This is a genomic window from Halogeometricum sp. S1BR25-6, assembly GCF_031624495.1.
GTDB lineage: Archaea > Halobacteriota > Halobacteria > Halobacteriales > Haloferacaceae > Halogeometricum > Halogeometricum salsisoli.
Genome location: NZ_JAMQOP010000002.1, coordinates 910,646 through 929,641 on the forward strand (window position 1 = coordinate 910,646; position 18,996 = coordinate 929,641).

General features: G+C 69.6%; 17 protein-coding genes and 1 other RNA gene. 6 read left to right on the forward strand and 12 right to left on the reverse strand.

Annotation, left to right across the window (positions count from 1 at the left end; all coding sequences use genetic code 11):
* Positions 1-173: 173 nt before the first annotated feature.
* A complete protein-coding gene (locus tag NDI76_RS14750; RefSeq protein WP_310924844.1) occupies positions 174-1,397 on the forward strand; it encodes a YhjD/YihY/BrkB family envelope integrity protein in 1,224 nt (407 codons plus the stop codon).
* A 48-nt stretch (positions 1,398-1,445) separates the two neighbouring features.
* Here the strand turns inward: NDI76_RS14750 and NDI76_RS14755 are convergent, their stop codons facing one another.
* The gene (locus tag NDI76_RS14755) at positions 1,446-2,678 is read right to left on the reverse strand and encodes an MBL fold metallo-hydrolase (protein ID WP_310924845.1); all 1,233 of its coding nucleotides are present in this window, start codon (positions 2,676-2,678) and stop codon (positions 1,446-1,448) included.
* Positions 2,679-2,805: 127 nt separating this feature from the next.
* Here NDI76_RS14755 and NDI76_RS14760 point away from each other — a divergent pair, with 127 nt between their 5' ends.
* Together NDI76_RS14760 and NDI76_RS14765 are read left to right on the forward strand one after the other, a co-directional pair.
* Entirely contained in the window at positions 2,806-4,698 is a 1,893-nt protein-coding gene (locus NDI76_RS14760) for an ABC transporter ATP-binding protein (RefSeq protein ID WP_310924846.1), read from the forward strand.
* On the forward strand, positions 4,691-5,005 hold the full coding sequence (locus tag NDI76_RS14765; protein WP_310924847.1) for a DUF8152 family protein: 315 nt from the start codon (positions 4,691-4,693) through the stop codon (positions 5,003-5,005). The genes NDI76_RS14760 and NDI76_RS14765 overlap by 8 nt, the downstream gene beginning before the upstream one ends.
* On the opposite strand, the gene NDI76_RS14770 is transcribed toward NDI76_RS14765, so the two are convergent.
* The 5 genes from NDI76_RS14770 to rnpB form a co-directional block, all read right to left on the reverse strand.
* On the reverse strand, positions 5,002-5,310 hold the full coding sequence (locus NDI76_RS14770) for a WNWW family protein (RefSeq protein WP_310924848.1): 309 nt from the start codon (positions 5,308-5,310) through the stop codon (positions 5,002-5,004). The genes NDI76_RS14765 and NDI76_RS14770 overlap by 4 nt on opposite strands.
* Before the next feature lie 49 nt (positions 5,311-5,359).
* A complete protein-coding gene (locus NDI76_RS14775) occupies positions 5,360-6,229 on the reverse strand; it encodes a hypothetical protein (RefSeq protein WP_310924849.1) in 870 nt (289 codons plus the stop codon).
* A 58-nt stretch (positions 6,230-6,287) separates the two neighbouring features.
* The gene (locus NDI76_RS14780; protein ID WP_310924850.1) at positions 6,288-7,379 is read right to left on the reverse strand and encodes a matrixin family metalloprotease; all 1,092 of its coding nucleotides are present in this window, start codon (positions 7,377-7,379) and stop codon (positions 6,288-6,290) included.
* Positions 7,380-7,429: 50 nt separating this feature from the next.
* Positions 7,430-10,138: a heavy metal translocating P-type ATPase gene (locus NDI76_RS14785; RefSeq protein WP_310924851.1), complete on the reverse strand. Its 2,709-nt coding sequence runs from the start codon at positions 10,136-10,138 to the stop codon at positions 7,430-7,432.
* Between the two features lie 110 nt (positions 10,139-10,248).
* Positions 10,249-10,738, reverse strand: an RNA gene (gene rnpB, locus NDI76_RS14790) — RNase P RNA component.
* 154 nt (positions 10,739-10,892) lie between these two features.
* Between rnpB and NDI76_RS14795 the strand changes: the two genes are divergently transcribed.
* Positions 10,893-11,495 carry a TIGR00296 family protein gene (locus NDI76_RS14795; RefSeq protein ID WP_310924852.1) on the forward strand — a complete coding sequence of 201 codons (603 nt, stop codon included), beginning with the start codon at positions 10,893-10,895 and terminating at the stop codon, positions 11,493-11,495.
* A gap of 99 nt (positions 11,496-11,594) precedes the next feature.
* Here the strand turns inward: NDI76_RS14795 and NDI76_RS14800 are convergent, their stop codons facing one another.
* The 4 genes from NDI76_RS14800 to NDI76_RS14815 form a co-directional block, all read right to left on the reverse strand.
* Complete coding sequence (locus NDI76_RS14800) at positions 11,595-12,752, reverse strand: nicotinate phosphoribosyltransferase (RefSeq protein WP_310924853.1); 1,158 nt, start codon at positions 12,750-12,752, stop codon at positions 11,595-11,597.
* Positions 12,753-12,841: 89 nt separating this feature from the next.
* Positions 12,842-13,282: a DUF7979 domain-containing protein gene (locus tag NDI76_RS14805; protein ID WP_310924854.1), complete on the reverse strand. Its 441-nt coding sequence runs from the start codon at positions 13,280-13,282 to the stop codon at positions 12,842-12,844.
* A gap of 34 nt (positions 13,283-13,316) precedes the next feature.
* A complete protein-coding gene (locus NDI76_RS14810; RefSeq protein WP_310924855.1) occupies positions 13,317-14,687 on the reverse strand; it encodes an Hvo_1808 family surface protein in 1,371 nt (456 codons plus the stop codon).
* Between the two features lie 68 nt (positions 14,688-14,755).
* Positions 14,756-16,216 (reverse strand): Hvo_1808 family surface protein, encoded by a 1,461-nt coding sequence (locus NDI76_RS14815; protein WP_310924856.1) that lies wholly within the window; start codon positions 16,214-16,216, stop codon positions 14,756-14,758.
* Between the two features lie 119 nt (positions 16,217-16,335).
* Here NDI76_RS14815 and NDI76_RS14820 point away from each other — a divergent pair, with 119 nt between their 5' ends.
* Positions 16,336-16,923 (forward strand): cysteine hydrolase family protein, encoded by a 588-nt coding sequence (locus NDI76_RS14820; protein ID WP_310924857.1) that lies wholly within the window; start codon positions 16,336-16,338, stop codon positions 16,921-16,923.
* Positions 16,924-16,928: 5 nt separating this feature from the next.
* Here NDI76_RS14820 and NDI76_RS14825 read toward each other — a convergent pair whose 3' ends face one another.
* Complete coding sequence (locus NDI76_RS14825; protein WP_310924858.1) at positions 16,929-17,429, reverse strand: PaaI family thioesterase; 501 nt, start codon at positions 17,427-17,429, stop codon at positions 16,929-16,931.
* 142 nt (positions 17,430-17,571) lie between these two features.
* Here NDI76_RS14825 and NDI76_RS14830 point away from each other — a divergent pair, with 142 nt between their 5' ends.
* Positions 17,572-18,030, forward strand: coding sequence for a DUF4385 domain-containing protein (locus NDI76_RS14830; protein ID WP_310924859.1), 459 nt, complete (start codon positions 17,572-17,574; stop codon positions 18,028-18,030).
* Positions 18,031-18,046: 16 nt separating this feature from the next.
* Here NDI76_RS14830 and NDI76_RS14835 read toward each other — a convergent pair whose 3' ends face one another.
* A complete protein-coding gene (locus NDI76_RS14835; protein WP_310924860.1) occupies positions 18,047-18,982 on the reverse strand; it encodes a DUF8155 domain-containing protein in 936 nt (311 codons plus the stop codon).
* Between the last annotated feature and the right edge of the window lie 14 nt (positions 18,983-18,996).

Below are 18,996 nucleotides of genomic sequence, written 5' to 3' on the forward strand. Positions count from 1 at the left end.
TCGGGTCGACGGCCTTGACGTCGTCCTCGCGGCGCCCGTCACCGTCGCGAGAACTGTCTCCGGCACCACTATATTGGACCCATCGACGACAGTCAATGAAAGCCTACTTTCTCTGAGAGCTGTCGTTCTCGCCCCGAGAACCGGCAAGGACGGCGTTCGATGCCGCCGCATCCATGGTGGATGACTCCGTAGACCGGGTGATGAAGTTTCAGGGCGGGGAGACGACGGCGGTAGTCCGAACGGTCGCCTCGCGCGTCCGCGAACAGAATCTGACGTTCCTCGCCGGCAGCCTCGCCTACAACGCGTTCGTCTCGCTCATCCCCCTGTTGCTCCTCGTCGTCCTCCTCGTGAGCACCGTCGGCAGCGAGGTGTTCGCCACCACCGTCGCGGACCTCACGGAGTCGTACCTCACGCCCGGCGCGCAGACGGAGATTCACGCCGCCATCGACAACGCCGGGGGAGAGGTCGGGTTGTCGGTGACGGGGACGCTCATCCTCCTGTGGGGGGCGCTGAAGCTGTTCCGCGGGCTCGACACCGCCTTCGCGGAGGTGTACGGAACGACGGACGACGGCGGCATCGTCAAGCAACTGCGCGACGGACTCGTCGCCTTCGTCGCCATTATCCTCTCGGTGGCCGCCCTCGCGCTGGCCGGCAGCGCGTTCGCGTACTTTCAACTCCCGCTGCTCCACGTGCTGAACCCGCTCTTTCTCCTGTTCGGTCTCAGCGTCGCGTTCCTCCCGATGTACTACGTCTTTCCCGACGTCGAGATGACCGTCCGCGAGGCGGCGCCGGGCGCCGTCGTCGCCGCCGGCGGGTGGGCGGTGCTCGAAGTCGGGTTTCAGGTGTACGCCGCCAACGCCTCCCAGTACGAGGCGTACGGCGTCATCGGTGGTATCCTCCTGGTCCTAACGTGGCTGTACTTCAGCGGCTTCATCCTCCTCGTCGGCGCGACGGTCAACGCGGTCATCCGCGAGCGAAAACTCGAGCATCGGAGCGCGTCGGAGGCCGACGACCCGTTCGCGTCGGACGAGGGGGCGGCCGAGGCCGTCGACGGGGGGGAGACCCCGCCGCTCGGGACCGACCCGAGGAACGCGACGACGCCGACCGAACCGAACGGACGAGGCGAGTCCGGCGAGGCGAGGGCGGGGACGGGGCCGGTCGGCGGACCGAGGGGGTCGGTCGAGTCGGAACGCCCCATCGCGATGTCGGCCGATGCCGATGCCGACGAAGACGGCGAGGAAGCCGTCCGGGCGCCCGGCCGGCGCGACACCGAGCGCCGCACCTCGGGCGACGACGGCGGGTCGTTCCGGAACGTCGGCGCGGCGTTCCTCGCGGGCGTCGTCGTCGGCCTCGTGGCCGTGACCGCCGCCGCGGTCCGCCTCGCCGCCGACCCCTGAGAGCGGGGATAGGCGGAGCGGGCCGGATTTCGGCGGGGCGTCCCCGCCTCAGACCTCGACCGTGTCGCCGAGTCCGGGCGCGCGGGCGTCGAAGCCGTCCGCTCGAAGGGTCTCGGCGAACCCGGCGCAGTCGTCGCCGTGGTTGACCAACACCTCGCTTCCCTCGTACTCGCTCAGAAACGCGCGGAGACCCTCGCGGTCGGCGTGCGCGGAGAAGTCGTACATCTCCGCGCGGGCGGCGACGGGCATCGTCCGGCCGTCTATCTCCGCGCGGCCGCGCTCTATCAGGTCGCGGCCGGGCGTCCCCTCCACCTGGTAGCCGGTGAGCGTTATCTTGTTCGTCGGGTCGCCGCTGATTTCCGGCACGTACGTCATCGCCGGGCCGCCCGAGAGCATCCCGCTGGTCGTCACGATGGCGGTGTTCTGCGAGGCGATGCGTCGCCGTTGTCCGTTCCGCCCGGTCACGAACCGCGCGTGCGACTTCGCCCGCCGGAGCGCGTCGCCGTCGCGGACGAACTCGGGGTGTCGAAGCAGCATCTTCGTTACCCCCTTGCCCATCCCGTCGACGTAGCACTCCACGTCGTGGGCGTCGAGGACGAGCAGCATCTCCTGGGTGCGGCCGATGGCGAACGCCGGCACGACGACGGTGCCGCCCTCCCAGATGGTCCCGCGGACCGACTCGACGAACCGCTCTTCGACCGCCGCCCTGTCCTCGTGAGTCACGTCGGCATAGGTGGACTCGCAGACGACGACGTCCGCGTCCGGGCGGTCGGTGCTGGCTCCGACGATTCGCTGATTGTCGGTGTGGAAGTCGGCCGTGTACAGCAATCGCGTCTCGCCGTCGTCGACGAGAACGTGCGCGCTGCCGGGGATGTGCCCGGCGTCGTACAGCGTCACCTCGTAGCCCGCCGCCTCGAACGTCTCGCCGTAGCCGTGCGGTTCCGACACCTGCGTCATCCGCCGGACGTGCGTCTCGGTGAACGGGCAATCGTACCTGCCCCCTTGGAGTTTCAGCGTGTCGCGCGCCAGCGTCCCCGCGAGTTCGGCCGTCGGCGGCGTCCAGTGAATCGGCGGTCGCCGGTCGCCGGCGAGGAGGGCGGGGACCATCCCGACGTGGTCGAGGTGGCCGTGCGAGACGACGACGGCGTCGGGTTCGGGCGTCGAAACGGGGAACTGCGGGGGGTTGCCCGTCAGCATCCCGTAGTCCAGCAGCAGCGAGTCGTCCACGAGAATCGCCGAGCGCCCCACCTCGCCGACGCCCCCGAGGAACTGGAGTTTCATGGGGCCCCTACCGGCCCGAGACGCTTTTCGTCGTCGGTTCGGGGCGGCGTCGAGGGGCGGGAGTTGCCCGTCCGTCCGATTCGCCGTTTCCATCGCCTTCATGTCACGAGGGACGCTCTCGGAACCAATGAGTCACGCCGACGAGAGCGCCTTCGACCGCTACCGCGCCGACGTGACGCGGCCGCTCGCCCGCCTCTTCCGCGAGTACGGGACGTCGCGCGCGCGGTGGCTGGTCATCGGCCTCCTCGCCAACGTCGTCGCGCAGGCCGCCTCGCTGCTCCCGCCCGTCGTCCTCGGAACGGCCATCGACGCGATGTTCCGCGAGGGTGGGTCGGGGTACCAACTCCCGTTCGTCCCCGCCGCCTGGGTTCCGGCGACCCCGGAGGGGCAGTTCTGGTTTTCCGTCTCCCTCATCGCCGGGTCGTTCGTCGTCACCGGCGTGTTCACGTGGGTGTACGGCGTCTCAGCGAACCTCTTCGCCCACGATGTGATGCACGCGGTGCGCACGGACAGTTTCACGAAACTGATGCGCCTCGACATGACGTTCTTCGACGACAAGCAGACGGGCGAGGTGATGGCCATCCTCAACAACGACGCCGGGAACTTGGAGATGTTCCTCGACAACGCCCTGATGAACTCTCTGCGACTGCTCATCATGGTCGGCGGCATCGCGTTCGTCCTCTTCGCTTTGAACTGGCAGTTGGCGCTCGTCACTCTCGTCGCCGTCCCCGTCATCGTCGTCTTCACGTGGTGGTTCATGCGCGTCGTCGCGCCGCGCTACCGCGCGCGCCAGTCGGCCGTCGCCGGCTTCAACACCCGCATCGAGAACGGCATCGGCGGCATCGAACTCGTGAAGACGACCAACAGCGAGCGGTACGAACGGGGGCGCGTCCGCGACGCGTCGCGTGACCTCTTCGAGACGACGATGTCCGTGCTGCGGCTCAGCTACTTCTACCGCCCCGGCATGGAACTGCTCGCCGGCCTCTCGTTCACCGCGACGTTTCTCGTCGGCGGCTACTGGCTGTTCACGGGCACCGCGCCCGGTCCGCTCACCGGCACGCTCGAAGTCGGCACGTTCGTCACGTTCATCTTCATGACCCAGCGGTTCGTCGCCCCCCTCGCGGAGGTGTCGAACATCGTCGACCAGTTCCAGAACGCCCGCGCGTCCGCCGAACGCGTGTTCGGCCTCTCGGACATCCCCGTCAACATCGAGGACGACGCGGACGCCGTCGTCCTCGAAGACCCCGAGGGCGTCGTCTCCTACGACGGCGTCTCCTTCGCCTACCGCGACGTGTTCGGCGAGGTGGCGAGCGAGCCGATTCTGAACGACGTCTCCTTCGCCGCCGAACCCGGCGAGACGGTGGCCGTCGTCGGCGAGACGGGCGCCGGCAAGTCCACCCTGCTGAAACTCCTGCTCCGCCTGTACGAGCCGACCGGGGGGACGGTGTCGCTCGACGGCCACGACGTGGAGGACCTCACGCTGGGGAGCCTCCGCGACGCCGTCGGCTACGTCTCGCAGGACACCCACCTCTTCGACGGCACCATCGCCGAGAACGTCCGCTACGGGCGGTTCGACGCGGACGACGAGACGGTCCGGCGGGCCGCGCGGGCCGCCGAAGCCCACGGGTTCATCACGGACCTGACGAACGGCTACGAGACGCGCGTCGGCGAACGCGGCGTGAAACTCTCGGGCGGGCAGCGTCAGCGCGTCGCCCTCGCCCGCGCCGTCCTCCGGGACCCACCGGTGCTGGTCCTCGACGAGGCCACCTCCGCCGTCGACACGGAGACCGAACGCGCCATCCAACGCTCCTTGGACCGACTCTCGGAGGACCGGACGACGCTCGTCGTCGCCCACCGCCTCTCCACCGTCGTCGACGCCGACGAGATTCTCGTGTTGGACGACGGCGACGTCGTCGAACAGGGCAGCCACGACGAACTTCTCGACGCCGACGGCGCGTACGCGGCGCTGTGGCGGGCGCAGACCGGCGAGGAGACGGGCTGGGGTGAGGATGATGACTGACGGGAACGAGAGCGGGAGCGGCGGAGACGAAGTGGACGGGGAGACGCGGGAGCGACTCCGTTCGCTGCACGAGCACCTCGCGGCAACGGCCGAACGACCGGTCGAGCGGACCGCGAGCGCGCATCTCGGTGAGGCGGAGGCAGTCGCGGGCGACGTGGCCCGAGACCCCGACGTCTCGCCGTCGGTCGTCCGGTCGCGCGTCGAGACGGTGGCGGACCTGCTCTCGCACGTCGACGGCACCGGCGACGACGAGGCCGACGACCACGTCGAACGGGCGCGGGACCTCGCCGCGGAGATACTGGCTTAATCCCGGTCGCCGGTCGGGATGCGCGTCACCTGGAAGTCGCGGTAGCCGCCGTGGGCCGCTTCGAGCGCCCCGAGCCACCAGTTCCAGCGCTCGGCGAGGGTCGACCCGTCCGGCGCGTCGCGCAGTTGCCGCACCACCTCCGCCTCGGTGAGCGGTTCGCCGCGGTCGCGCCGGGGTTTGCCGGAGTCGGCGAGGTCGCGGGCCTGCCGGGCGACCACGCGCCGTTCCGCTTCCTTCCCGCCGAACTCCTGTCTCAGGGACGCCATCAGCACCTCGGGGTCGAACGACGGGGCGGCACTGTTCATGCCCGTCGTTCGCGCTCGAACCGCAAGAAGGCGCCGGCAGACGCCTGTCTCACACCACCCACGCCAGCGCGACGAACAGGAGGCCGAAACAAGCTATCAGCGCCGCCGGCATCAGTGCGCGCGGCGTCTCACCCGCCGCCGTCGCGAGACCGGCGGCGAGGGCGACGAACAGGAGACCGAAACCGACGAGGAACGCCTTCGCCGCGCGGGACGTCTCTCGGGCCTCGACGTCGTAGTCGCGAGACTCGATTTCGGAGAGCGCCGAATCGACCGCCGGATAGTCGGTCTCGGGCACGAGGAGCAGCGTCGGGCGCGAGAGCACCACTGACCCGTCGTACCGGAGGCGAACGAGGCGGTAGTCGCCGAGACGCCACGCCGAGTGCGCGCGGAGTTGCCGCACGTCTCTCGGTCCGAAATCGGCGACGGTCGCGGTGCCGTAGTCCCGCCGAATCGTCCCCGCCTCGGCGTCGATTTCGCCCGCGGAGTCGCGGGCGGCGACGGCCGACCAGACGAGGGGCGCGCCGAGGAGGTAGACGTACGCGAGGGGCGGGAACAGCCCCACCGTGAAGAGGAGGAGGAGGGCCGCGGGGACCGAGCAGAGGACGTACCACGGGTTCAGGTTCAGTTCGTACGGGAGCATCCCGGAGAAAGACACCCGCTCGCGAACCGCCACGAGGTAGAACAGTGCGAACGGCCCGCCGAAGAGTAGCGACACCGCGAGGAGAACCGCGGCGCTCCCGTCTCCGGCGGCGAGGCTCCGGTAGGCCGTGAGTCCGACGAGAGCGACCAGGGCGACGCCGACGACGACGAACGCGCCGGTGACGAGGTGGCGGAAGGCGGTTCGGAGGCGCGGGTCTGCCTCGCCCTCCCAGCGGACGACCGCAGCGTCGGGGGCGCGGTCGCCGGTTGCGGACATCATAGGTTCGCGTACGCTCGCCGACAATATCAACGTCAGTCCGCGATGGTCGCGACGGTCCTCAGTCGTTCTCATCCCCGTCGCCGGCCGCCCACCACTCGCTCCGGCGGTCGCGGTAGGAGGCGTCGCGGAACGGTTCGGGCATCTCCGCGGGGTCCTCCGCGCCGAGGGCGAACGCCAGCCAGTAGCCGACGTGCCAACCGACCGCGTCCGTGTCGAGGTCCACGAGGACGATTTCGAGGTCCGAGTACGTCTCGACGGCGCCGTCACCGTCGGGGTCCCACCCGCGCGTCGCGCCGCAGGAGGCGGCGTTCGGCGAACACGGCGGGTCGTCGGCGAACTCGACGACCACGTCGGCGTCCGCGGGGTCGTCGACGAACGCGAAGGTGAGGTTGTCGGGCATCCCCGGCGCACCGCGTTCGTAGTAGTCGAGGGCGTGTCGAACCTGTTCGCGGGCCCCCTCGGGGTCGGAGGCGTTCGCCGCGTCGACGTACACCGAGAACTCGGCGCTGTTCCACGGGAAGTCGCGGTCGGTGGCGTTCGTGCGCGCCGTCGTGTAGAGGACGGACTCGCTGGCCATTACCTCGCGGGGGGCGTTCGCGTGGTCGAGGCCGAGCGTGTGCCCAAGTTCGTGTGCGACGACGAGTACGGTGGACTCGTCGGAGAAGGCGGTGCGGACGTACACGGTCTCGGGGCGGTCGATCTGCCGCCGGTCGGTGATGAGCGGCGCGCACCCCGCGGCGTCGTCGGCGCCGTCGCACGCGGGGACCGTCTGGACGAACTCGACCACGAGGTCCGGGTCCGTCGCGTTCGGCCGCACCTCGTAGTCGACGTCGTACCCCGCGTAGCGCTCGGCGTTCTCCTCCCAGTAGGCGGTCGCCTCGCGGACGATGGGCGTCCAGTCGCGGTCGGTGTTCGCGGCGTCCTCGACGGCGACGACTACGGGGTCGGAACCCCACGGGTTCTCCCCGTCGGCGGCGACCACGCCGGTGCCGGTCACCCGTTCGACCCGCTCTCGCTGGGCGGCGTTCGCCGTCGGCGCGTCCCCGTCGGTCGGTGCGGGCGCGGGGTCCGACAGCGGGGCGACACAGCCGGCGAGCACGAGGATGAGGGCGAACGCGAGCGCAACCGCCGGAGACCTGCGAGACGGCATCGGTTCGGCTGACGCCCCCCGGGGGAAAGAACGTTTGCCCCCGAGGGGGATCAGGCCGCCGCGTCTCGGGGTTCGTCGCCGTCCCAGCCGTCGGAGGCGGCCGCGTCGGGTTCGACGCCCGCGAGGCGGAGGGCGTTCGAGGTGACGCCGAGGCTCATCCCCATATCGCCGACGACGATGGCGGTGGCGACGGTGATGAGACCGAGGGGCGCGGCGACGGTCAGGACGCCTTTCACGGCGAGCGACGCCCAGATGTTCTGCCGGATGACGCCGGCGGTCTTCGAGGAGAGGTCGACGAGGTACGGCAGGCGCGTCAGGTCGTCCGAGAGCAGGGCCACGTCGGCCGTCTCAAGCGCCGTGTCCGTGCCCGCCGCGCCCATGGCGATGCCGACCGTCGCGGCGGCGAGGGCGGGGGCGTCGTTGACGCCGTCGCCGACCATCGCCACCGACTCGTGCTCGTCGGTGAGTTCGCGGACGGCGTCGACCTTCTCCTCGGGGAGGAGGTCCGCGCGCACCTCGTCGACGCCGACGCGCTTGCCGATGACGTTCGCCGTGCGCTCGTTGTCGCCGGTGAGCATCACGACGCGGGAAACGCCGAGTTCGCGCAGGCGCGAGACGGTCCACGCGGCCTCCGGGCGGACGGTGTCCGCGACGGCGACGACGCCCTCTATCTCGTCTTCGGTGCCGACGAGGACGACGGACTTGCCCTCCGACTGGAGGCGCGGGATGACCTCGTTCGTCAGGTCGAGATAGCTCCCGTGGTCGCAGTCGCGGGCGTCCCTGACCAGCGTTCCCCCGTCGGTTCGCTCGCCTCCGTCCGTCGCCACGTGCGCGTGTTCGAGGTCGAAGCCGAGGTCGGCGAACAGGCCGGGCTTGCCCGCGTAGTGCGTCTCGCCGTCGAGGACGGCTTTTACCCCTTTGCCGGTGATGGACTCGAAGTCCCGAATTTCGCGGTCGGGGACGTCGCGGTCGGCGGCGTGGGCCGTGATGGCCTGCGCGATGGGGTGCTCGCTGCGCGACTCGATGGCCGCGGCGCACCCGAGCACCTCCGTCGAGTCGTTGCCGTTGAGGGCGACGACGTCGGTGACGCCGAGTTCGCCCGTCGTGAGCGTCCCCGTCTTGTCGACGGCGACTACCTCGACGTCGCTCATCGCTTCGAGGTGCTGGCCGCCCTTCACGAGGACGCCGTTGCGCGCCGCCGACGTGATTCCCGAGACGACGGAGACGGGCGTCGAGATGACGAACGCGCAGGGGCAGGCGACCACGAGGAGCGTCAGACCGCGGACGAACCACACTCTGAAGGGGTCGCCGAACAGGAGGGGCGGCACCGCGACGGTGAGCACCGCGCCGACGACGATGACCGGCGTGTAGTAGCGCGCGAAGCGGTCGATGAACCGCTCGGCTTCGGTCTTTTCGCGGTTGGCGTCCTCGACCATCTCCACGACTCTGGAGAGGGTCGACTCGCTCGCGGGCGACGTCGCCTCCACTTCGAGGTAGCCCTCCTCGACGATGCTGCCGGCGAACACCTCCTCGCCGGGCGATTTGTCGACGGGGACGGACTCGCCGGTGATGGGCGACTCGTCCACCGCCGACGTCCCCTCGGTCACGACGCCGTCGAGCGGAATCCGGTCGCCGGGTCGGACGAGCACCGTCTCGCCGACGGCCACGTCCTCGGCGGGGACGACCGTCTCTTCGCCGTCCCTGCGGACCGTCGCCGTGTCGGGGGAGAGTTCCATCAACTCGCGCATCGAGTTGCGCGCGCGGTCCATGGAGAACCGCTCCAGCAGTTCGGCGACGCTGAACAGCACCGCGAGCGTCGCCGCCTCGAACGGCATGTTCACCGCCATCGCGCCGACGATGCCGGCGGACATCAGCAGGTCGATGTCGAGACTCAGGTTCTTCGCGGAGTAGTAGCCGTTCCGCAGGACGGGAATCCCCGCGAGGAGGACGGCGAGCACGTAGAGAACCCACGCGACGCTGATTTCGTAGCCGGCTGGCGCCGCGAGGAGGGCGTCCAGACCGGGCAGGAGGAACTCCAGGGCGAGGCCGATAGCGAGGAAGACGGCACCGGCCCCCGTCTTCAGCGCGCGCGGACTGCGCCACACGTCGCGCGGGGAGTCGCCGCCGTCGTCGTCCTCGACGGCGTAGCCCGCGCCCTCGATGGCGGCGACCAACGCGCCGCGCGAGGCCGCGTCGGGGTCGAACGTGACGGTCACTGTCCCCGTCGTCGGTTGCGTCTCGCGTTCGAGGACGCCGGCCACGCCGTCCAGCGACTTTTCCACCTTGCCGGCGCAGGAGGCGCAGTCCATCTCGGGGACGGAGAACGTCGCCGTCTCGGCGTCGGCGACGGCGTAGCCCGCCGACTCGACGCGCGACCGGACGGCGTCGCCGTCCGTCTCGCCCTCGTCGAAACTGACGTACAGCGTTCCCGTGGTCGGTTGCGCGTCCACGTCGCGGACGCCCGCGTCGCCGCGGACGCTCTTGGTCACCTTCTCCGCGCAGGAGGCGCAGTCCATCTCCGGCACCGAGAGCCTGAGGGTTCGTTCGTCGTCGCTCCCGTCGGACGACGCCGACGGGGCGTCGGCGGCGGAGGCGGTGGAAACGTCGGAGGTGTCAGCGTCACACGCGTCGTCACATCCGCAGGCGTCGATGTCGTCGCGGCCGTTACCCCCCTTGTCGTGGGAGTGGCCACTCGCGCGGTCGTGGTCGTCATCGCTCCCGCGACTCGCGTCGTCGTGGTCGTGGCCGTCCCGGTTCATACGAGACCGTAGTCGGTTCGGAGTTATTAATCCACCTGCGAATTTCGGCCGGTTTAGTGCAAGAGATTATTAACTAATTGGGTCTGGGATAATATCTCTGCGCACGAAGCGGCTGAGAGGAGTAAGCCCCCTTCTGTTTCGACCCGGCATTCGGCTGAGCGTCCACGTCCTCCCCTCTCGGGGGCGCGCCGGGCGAACCCGAACGCGCTGTCCGAACTACCTTAGCGGCGCGGACTTGCACCGGTGAGGTTTCGCCGTTCCACCCGTTCTCGGCCGTCGTCCGCGCGGCGGAACCCGCGCGGAAAGAGACGGCTGCCGCCGTCTCGCGGCCGCAAAGCGGCCGCACTACCCTCGACGGGTCAACTCCCTTCCCTTACGGGTCGGTTCGCGCGCGAACGGGTGGCCCCGTTCGCGCCGCCGGTGGACGAACGTCCACCCGCGCGTCTCATCGGTCGGGCCGAGGGGTCTCGTTTCTGTTCCAGAGCCAGTCGTCTCCGACTCCGGGCTTGCGCCCGGTCACCCGTTCGGACGGTGGGGGGACTTTCCTCATGTCCGCGGCCGGTAGGACCGGCGGGACACGGGAACCGGGCTCTCTCTGCCGGATTCGTCTAGTTCGGACGGTCGCATAAGGAGTTCGATTTGGTCGATTCGCGGGGGAATCCGACCCGATTCACCGCCGGAAGGCGTAAATCAAAGACTAATCAGGGCGGTGATAAGGGAAGCGTTCAAGTTTAGCCAGTGCCTGGAGAGTACTATGTCCGAGGCGCAGACCGTTCGACTCTCGTACGACGACGGGTCACGGGCGGTCGAACTCGCGCGTGAATCGGTCGAATCGTACGTTCTTCACGGCCAACGAGAACAGCCCGGAAGCATGCGGGACGCGTTCTACGCTCGCACCGGGGCGTTCGTCCGAATACAATCGACACGGGGCCGCGGCCGCCTGCGGGGGTGCGCCGGGGCCTATCGAGGGAAAGACCAACTCGGCCACGCCATCGTCGACGCGGCGATTCAGGCCGCGTCCGGCGATTCCTGTGGCTCCGAAATCGAACCGCCCGAACTCCCGAATCTCAACATCTCGGTCTGCATCGTCTGCAACCACGTTCTCACCAACGACCCCGTCGCCGACCTCGAACTCGGCACCCACGGCGTCGCGATAGACAAAGACGGCAGCCACGGCTGGCTCTACCCGACGATTCCCGTCGAGAACGGCTGGTCCGAAGAACAGTTCCTCACGCACGCCTGCCGGAAGGCCGGCCTGTCGCCCCTGGCGTGGCAGGACGAAGACGCGATGGTGACGCTGTTCGAAGGACAGGTGTTTCGGGAGCGGTCCGACGGCGGCAGCGTCGAAGAACTGTAGGACGACCGACCGCACGCACCCCGACCCGAACGGCCTCACGCACCGACCGCGAATCGGACTTCTGCGCCTCTCCTCACCGAACAGCGACGTCGCTCTCGGTTACGTCTCGTCCGCGCCGTAGCCGCAGGCCTCGGCGTCGTCGGCCGCCCGCGCCGCCGCCGCGTCGATGTCGAAGTCGTCGGCGACCACCTCGCCGTCGCGAATCAGCGGTTCGAGCAACCGTTCGGCGTCGGCCGGGGCGTCGGTCCCCTTCAGGGCGACGTAGTGGCCGCCGTCGGCGGTCCGGTAGACCTCCTTCACGCCGGCGAGTTTCCCCCGCTTGGCCGCCGGTTCGCCCTCGATTTCGACGATATCGAGGGCGAAGTCGACCGGGTCGGCGTTCGAGACGTAGCCGCCGACGCCGAACCCGTCGGCCGCGTCGCGGAGGTGCCGCAGGTCCGCGGGGCCGAGGCCGCCGGAGACGAACACGTCCACGTCCTCGTGCCCCTCGGCCGCGAGCGTCCACTGCACCTCGCGGACGATGTGCCGGAAGTCGCCGCGCCGCGAGGAGGTGGTGTCGAGGCGGACGCTGTCGAGGTCGTCGCCGAGGGTCTCGACGGCCCGGAGCACCTCGTCGGTCTCGTCGCTGTAGGTGTCGCAGAGGGCGACGCGCGGGACGGACTCGTCGACCGCGTCGTCGAAGGCCGTCCACGCCTCCTCTTGGTTGCCGCGGCCGAAGCAGATCATGAGGGCGTGCGGCATCGTCCCGGACGCCTCCCGCCCGATGACCTCGCCGGCGGCGACGTGCGAGATACCGTCGAGGCCGCCGACGAGGGCGCTTCGCTCGACCATCGCCGCGATGGAGGGATGGACGTGGCGCGCGCCGAACGACAACACCTGCGCCTCGGGCGCGGCGCGGCGGACGTCGAGGGCGGCGGTGGCGGCGCCGGAGGCGTGCGAGAGAAAGCCCAAGAGCGCGGTCTCGAAGCGGGCGAAATCGAGGTAGGACCCTTCGATGCGCATCACGGGGCCGCCGTCGAACAGGCGCCCCTCGGGAATCGCGTCTACGTCGACGTCGCGTCCTTCGAGGAGGGCGGCGGCGTCTTTCACCCCTGCGAGCAGTTCGTACTCGCCGTCGGGGAACTGGTCGGCCGTCACCTCGGCGACCACGCGCGGGTTCTTACCGGCGTGTCGGAGCGTCGTCTCCGTCCGCTCGAAGTAGGCGTCGGTGGCCGACCCCTCGCGGATGGCGTCGACGCCGACGATGTCGAAGTCCATGACCGGCCGTTTCGGCGGCGTCGTGAAAAACGCGTTCGTTCAGGCGGGGCGGCCGGAGAGAATTCCTCTTCGAAAGGGGCGGCGACGAGTCAGCAGACGGCGACGACCGCTCGGTAGACGGTGCCCTCGTACCGGACGTACGGGCGGTCCACCCAGAACGAGTAGGCCTCGCCGCCGTCGTCGATTTCGACGTCGCCCTCCGACAGCGCCGCGTCGAACTCGCTTCGCCGCTCCTCGGAGAGGTTCTCGTACGGAATCACCGTCGCGTCGTCGGGCACCTCGTCGACGGGGTCCACGGAGACGTACGCGGGGCAGTTCGCGGTCGAGGGCGGTCGTTCGCTCGGCGTCGGAGTCGGCGTACCGGGCATCACCGTCGCCGTGGGCGAGGCGGTCGGTGTCGGCGTCTGCGTCGGTGTCGCTGTCGTCGTCGCGGACGGGTCGGGTGTCGGCTTCGTTCCCGGCCCGCCGAGGCAACCGGCGGCGACGACGAGGACGAGGAGAGCGGAGAGGGCGACTCTTCGCGGGTCCATACGCGTCGATTCCGTCGGGAGGGTAAGTGCTTTGTCACGAAGCGGCGTGAATCCCGTCCAACCGCTCGGCGGCCGGCGCGTTGACGATGGTAACGCGCGTGCCGGAGCGCCGAACGCGGAAGGCGTCGGCGAACGGCCCGTCCTCGACGACGTAGACGTTCGGTCCGACGCGCGTGGCGTTCAGGCTCCCGACCAGCAGCGACTCCGTGTATCCGGTCGCGAACTCGCGCGCGTCGCGTTCGGTGTCCCACTCGGTCGCCCAAACGTAGCCGAACTCGCCGTCGCCGCTCCGGTACGGGACAAGTTCGTCGCCGCCCCACCCGGCCGTCGCCTCGGCCGTGTAGTTGTACCGCGAGTACTGGCCGACCTGCCGCCGGAGCGACGCTCTGTCTATCGCCCCGGTGTCCCAGAAGGCGGTGTAGAGGAACACCTCGCCGAGTCGGTCGGTCGGCCGGTCGCGGTCGAACCGCGACCACGCCGCCGCGGAGCGGTCCCGGACGGTCACGTCCGCCGGTCCCTCGTCGGGGTACGCCTCGGGATGGAGAATCTGCTCCGAGGTGACCGGCGCGTCCTCGTACGCGGCGTTCACGGCGTCCCACCCGCCGCGTTCTCGGAGGGTGCGGACGAACTCCGGTCCCTCGCTGTACGGCGCGTAGACGGTGAGGTAGACGCCGAAGTCGAAGTCGGACCCGCCGCCGGCCTCGGTGTCGGGCGTCGCAACGCACTCCCACTCGGCCGAACAGCGCTCGGCGTACAGCGCCTCGACGTAGTTGGCGTCCCCCTCCGAGAGGCCGTTCTCCGCGATGCGGCCGTCGTGCGTCGGCGGCGTCGACGCGAAGCCGAAGTGCTGGTCCTGCAGGGCGTGGACGAGTTCGTGCGCCAGCGTCGCCCGACTCATCGTCGGCGTGTCGCCGTCGCTGACGACGACGATGCGGTCGTCGCTCGGGGTGTAGTAGCCCGCGATGGCCCCGCCGTACAGTTGGTTGAGCACGTCGCTGACCGACTCGTCCTCGCCGACGAGGAACGCCGCCTCGTACACCTGCTCGCGCCACGGGTCGGGAGAACTCTGAAAGACGCCCGACTCGCTGCGATACTGTTCTCGGCTCATGACTTCGACGGGCACCGACTCCCGGAACTCCAACCCGCGGATGTGTTCGACGCGGGCCATCGTCCGCGCGACGAACGCCTCGCGTTCGCTCTCGTTCAACCCGTCGGACTGGTCGACGTCGATGGACTCGTTGTACCAGTAGCCCGCCTCCCAGCCGATGCGGTCGGTCGGCGGGTCGTCGGGCCACGACCACGACGCCGGCATCGCCGAGGGGTCGGCGACGGGCGCCGCACACCCAGAGACGACGAGGAGAACCGCGAGGGCGACCGGGAGGAGCGCGGACTGCGAATCGTTCACACGGGAGAGTGGGAACGGTCGTAGAAAAGCGTTCCCGGCCGCCGACGAACCGACTCGCGGTTCGCGCCTCAGTTCCGCGGTCGGATGTCGTTCACGGCGTCGACGGTCGGTCCGTTGACGACGACGACGCGGGTGCCGTCCATCCGGACGCGGAAGGCGTCCGCGAACGGTCCGTCCTCGACGACCCACGTGTTTTCACCCCGCTCGGCCGCGCCGTGGGCGGCGAGGATGTTCAGGTACGCGTCGCGGAACTCCTGGGCGTCGCCCTCGGTGTCCCACTCGGTCACCCAGACGTAGCCGTACTCCTCGCCGCTCCCGGTCGATTTCTCGTACGGGAACAGGCGGTCGTTCGCCCACCCGTTCGACGGCACGGCGTCGTAGTTGTACGTGTCGTACCGGCTCTCCGTCTCGGCGATGCCCCGCACCGGAACGGTGTCGGCGTTCGCGGTGCGCGCTTGGTACCAGAACATCGTGAATATCGACGCCTCGCCGACCGTGTCGGAACCGCCCTGCCCCTGCTCGGAGAACGTCGACCAGCCGTTCGTCGCCCTGCTCCGATAGTCGATGGGAACCGGCTCCTCGTCGGTGGAGTGGATGGTCTGTTCGGTCGAGACGGGCGGGTTCCGCAGCATCTCGTCGAGGGCGTCCCAGCCGCCGCGTTCGATGACGTCGTGGACGTACACCGGGCCGTCTGAGTACGGCTGGAAGATGGTCAGGAAGATGCCGTAGTTGATCGAACCGCCCGACCCACCCGACCCGCCCGCCGCCGGGGTGGAGACGCACGTCCACTCGCCGCCGCACATGCTCGCGTAGCGGAGTTCGACGTACTTCGCGTCGCCCTCGATGGCGCCGTCGACGGCCAACTCGCCGTCCTGCGTCTCGGCGCTGTACTTCTCGCTCGTCAGGTCGTAGTGTTGGTCCTGAAGCGCGTGGGTGAGTTCGTGGACTAAGGTTGCGTTGTCGATGGTCGGCGACTCCGGCGAGTTCGTGATGACCGTGATGGCGTCGTCGCGCGGCGAGTAGAAGCCGGCGACCGAACTCCCCTGCGTTCCGCTGATGGCCTCCTGGCTGTCGTTGGATTCGCCGACGACGAACAGCGCCTCCCACACTTGATTGTTCCACTCGTCGAACGCCTCGGCGTTTGCGGACTGGTTCGCCGACCGGTTCGCCGACCGCTGGCGGTACTCGGCGCGAGTCAGCACGTCGACGGAGACGTTCTCGGTGAACTCCTCGTGGCGGAGGTACTCGACGCGCGCCATCGACCGCGCGATGTACCGGTCGAGTTCGGCGTCCGAGAGACCGTCGGACTGGTCGACGTCGATGGACTCGTTGTACCAGTAGCCCGCCTCCCACCCGAGGGGGTCGCCGTCGGGGTCCGAGAAGTTCGCGTCCGGCGAGGCGATATCCGAGGTGTCAGAGACGGCGCCCGCTCCATCGGCGAGGGAGGGTTCGTCCATCGGCGCCGCACAACCCGCGAGGACCAAGAGCAAAGAGAGGGAGACGGCGGCGATTCCGTGTCGCGGTAACATGGTATACCGTCCGGTCGGACCGCGTGCGGAAGTAGTTTTTTCCGGCCGAGGGGTCCGCGAACGCGCCGACGGGACCCGGCCGAGGTAGCGTTTTGGTGTCGGCGCCGGCTCGAACGGACATGAGCGAGAGCGAGTACGCCTTCGACCCCGACCGCACCGCCGTCGTCGTCGTCGACCTCCAGAACGGGTTCTGCGACCCGGAGGGAAGCCTGTACGCGCCGTCGAGCGAGGCCGTCGTCGACGACGCGGCCGCGCTGGTCGAAGACGCGCGCGAGGCGGGCGCCTCGATAGTGTACACGCGCGACGTCCACCCGCCCGAGCAGTTCGACGGCGCGCACTACTACGACGAGTTCGAGCGCTGGGGCGAACACGTCATCGAGGGGTCGTGGGAGGCTGAACTCGCCGACGGTCTGGACGTGCGCGCGGAGGACCACGTCGTCGCCAAGCACACCTACGACGCCTTCTACGAGACGGAACTGAACGGGTGGCTCCGCGCCCACGGAATAGACGACCTGCTGTTCTGCGGGACGCTGGCGAACGTCTGCGTCCTCCACACCGCCGGGAGCGCCGGTCTCAGGGATTACCGACCGGTGCTCGTCGAGGACGCCATCGGCGCCCTCGAGGACGACCACAAGGAGTACGCGCTGGACCACGCGGGATGGCTGTTCGGCGAGGTGACGACGCGCGAGACGGTTCGGTTCGAGTAGTTCGCTCAGTCGCGGAAGAGGCGGAACGCCCCCTGTCCGGTGGCGACGGCCTCCTCCTCGGTCGTCCCCTGCCAGCGCTCGAACGCCTCGTCGTCCTCCCGCACCCGGTCGGGTATCTGGCTGACCACGGTGACGGTGCTGACGCCGATGGTGCCGCCCGACCGGACCACCTCGGCCGTCGCCCGCAGGTCGCCCGCGGCGCGCCGGAGGTAGTTCACGTTCAGGTTCACCGTCGCCACGCCGCCGGTCAGCGGGTCGTCGAGCATCGTCCGCTGGGCGATGCCGCCCGCGGTGTCGAGGAGCGTCGCCGCGATGCCGCCGTGGACCGTCGGTGGGTCCGTCGTGTTCGTCAGTTTCTCGTCGTACGGCACGGTCATCACCGCCCGCCCCGGTTCGAGTTCGTTCACCTCGGTTCCTAACCACGAGAGGTAGCCGTGCTCCTCTTCGATGTACCGCTGGACGAACGAGACGGCGTCGTCCGGAAGCCCCTCGGCGTCGTCGCTCATGTACTTCTCCGCGACGCCGGAACGTATGTAGCCACCGGTGAGGAGTTTACAGTTTTTTCGCGCGGTGGAGCGTCGGAGGGTTCGTTCTCGGAGGGGTTCCGACGGCCGTCAGAGGCAACCGCGACCGGTCCGCAGCGAACGCATGAGCGACGAGGGCGGGGATGCCGACGGACCCGAGTACGACATCGACTTCCGCGAACACCCCGAGAAGTACGACATCGGCCGCGGCGAAGAGGGCGTGTTCAAAGTCGAACCGTACAAGTCCGAACTCCTCCCGCACTGGTCGTACGCCGACGAGGCGTCCGCCGAGGAGTCGGCCCGGGAGATATACAAGCGGTACGAAGACTACCGGGAGAACGGGGAGTTCGTCGGGATGGACATGGCGCGGAAGTACCTCCAGATGGGCTACACGCGGTCGATGCGCTACGCGAGGTATCCCGGCGGGCAGAAGTACGAAGAAGGGGAGGAGCGCGACCCCGAGGAGTGGGCCGACGAGGAGAAACGCGCCGCCGCGGTCGTCTTCGAGGAGTACCTCGAACGCGTTCGCGAGGACGAGCGGTATCAGAAGATGAAAGAGGAACACCGCGAGCGGCGGGGGTAGGCGACCGGCGCCGCGGCTACCCCAGTCGAACCGGGTCGTCGGTGTCGCGCACCGAGACGCGCACCTCCTCGCCGACGGCGAACTCGCGACCGGGACAGACGAGTTTCGCGCCGAACTCGGGGTCGACGGCGGCGAACAGCGAGAGGCCGGTGATTCGTTCGCCGTTCGCCAGCACTTCGACGTCGCGCCAGGCCACGTCCCGCCCCGTCGCCTCGCCGACGGGGTGTCCGAGAAAGGAGACGGAGTCGGGGTCGTCGGACCCCTCCGGCCCCGTTGCGCCGGCGTCCTCGTCCCCGCGGGTGAGAACGCCGCCGCCCGCGTAGTGGGCGAACCCGCCGTCGAGAACGCGGCCGTCGTCGGTCGCGATGCCCGCGAACGTCCTGCCCGGCGCGGGGTGCGCGGGCGCGTCGAGTAGCGCGTACGTCTCGGCCGTCTCGACGACGGTGCCGACGCCGTCCCACGCCAGCGGTTCGACGGAGACGTCGGCGACGACGGGGAGCGACCCGGAGGCGCGCCGGAGGTTCTGGTCGTGCCGTCGGAAGCCGACGTGGACGTGGTTGGCGACCCACGGCGCGAAGAAGCCCGAACGAATCATCGGTCCGAGCGAGTCGCCGACCTCGACGCGGTCGCCCGCCTCGACGGTCGGGTCGACGTGGAGGATTCGGGCGACGTACTCGCCGGAGTCGACCAGAATCAGGTACTCCGACTGGTGTGCGTACGGTTTCGGCGGCGCGCGGACGGTTCGCGTCTCCAACACCTCGCCGGCGACGGGCGAGAGTCCCTCGTTCGTCGCCGGATAGAGGTCGACGGCGCGCCCGCGGTCGTGCGCCGGGTACGGCGAGTTGTATAGCGAGAACCGGCGGTACCGGCGAAGCGTCGACTCGGGGAGCGTCACCGCCTCGGCCGCGTCGGTCGGCGGCGCGTCGGTCCGTCGCTCGCCGTCCCCGTTCATACCCGAACCGGGGG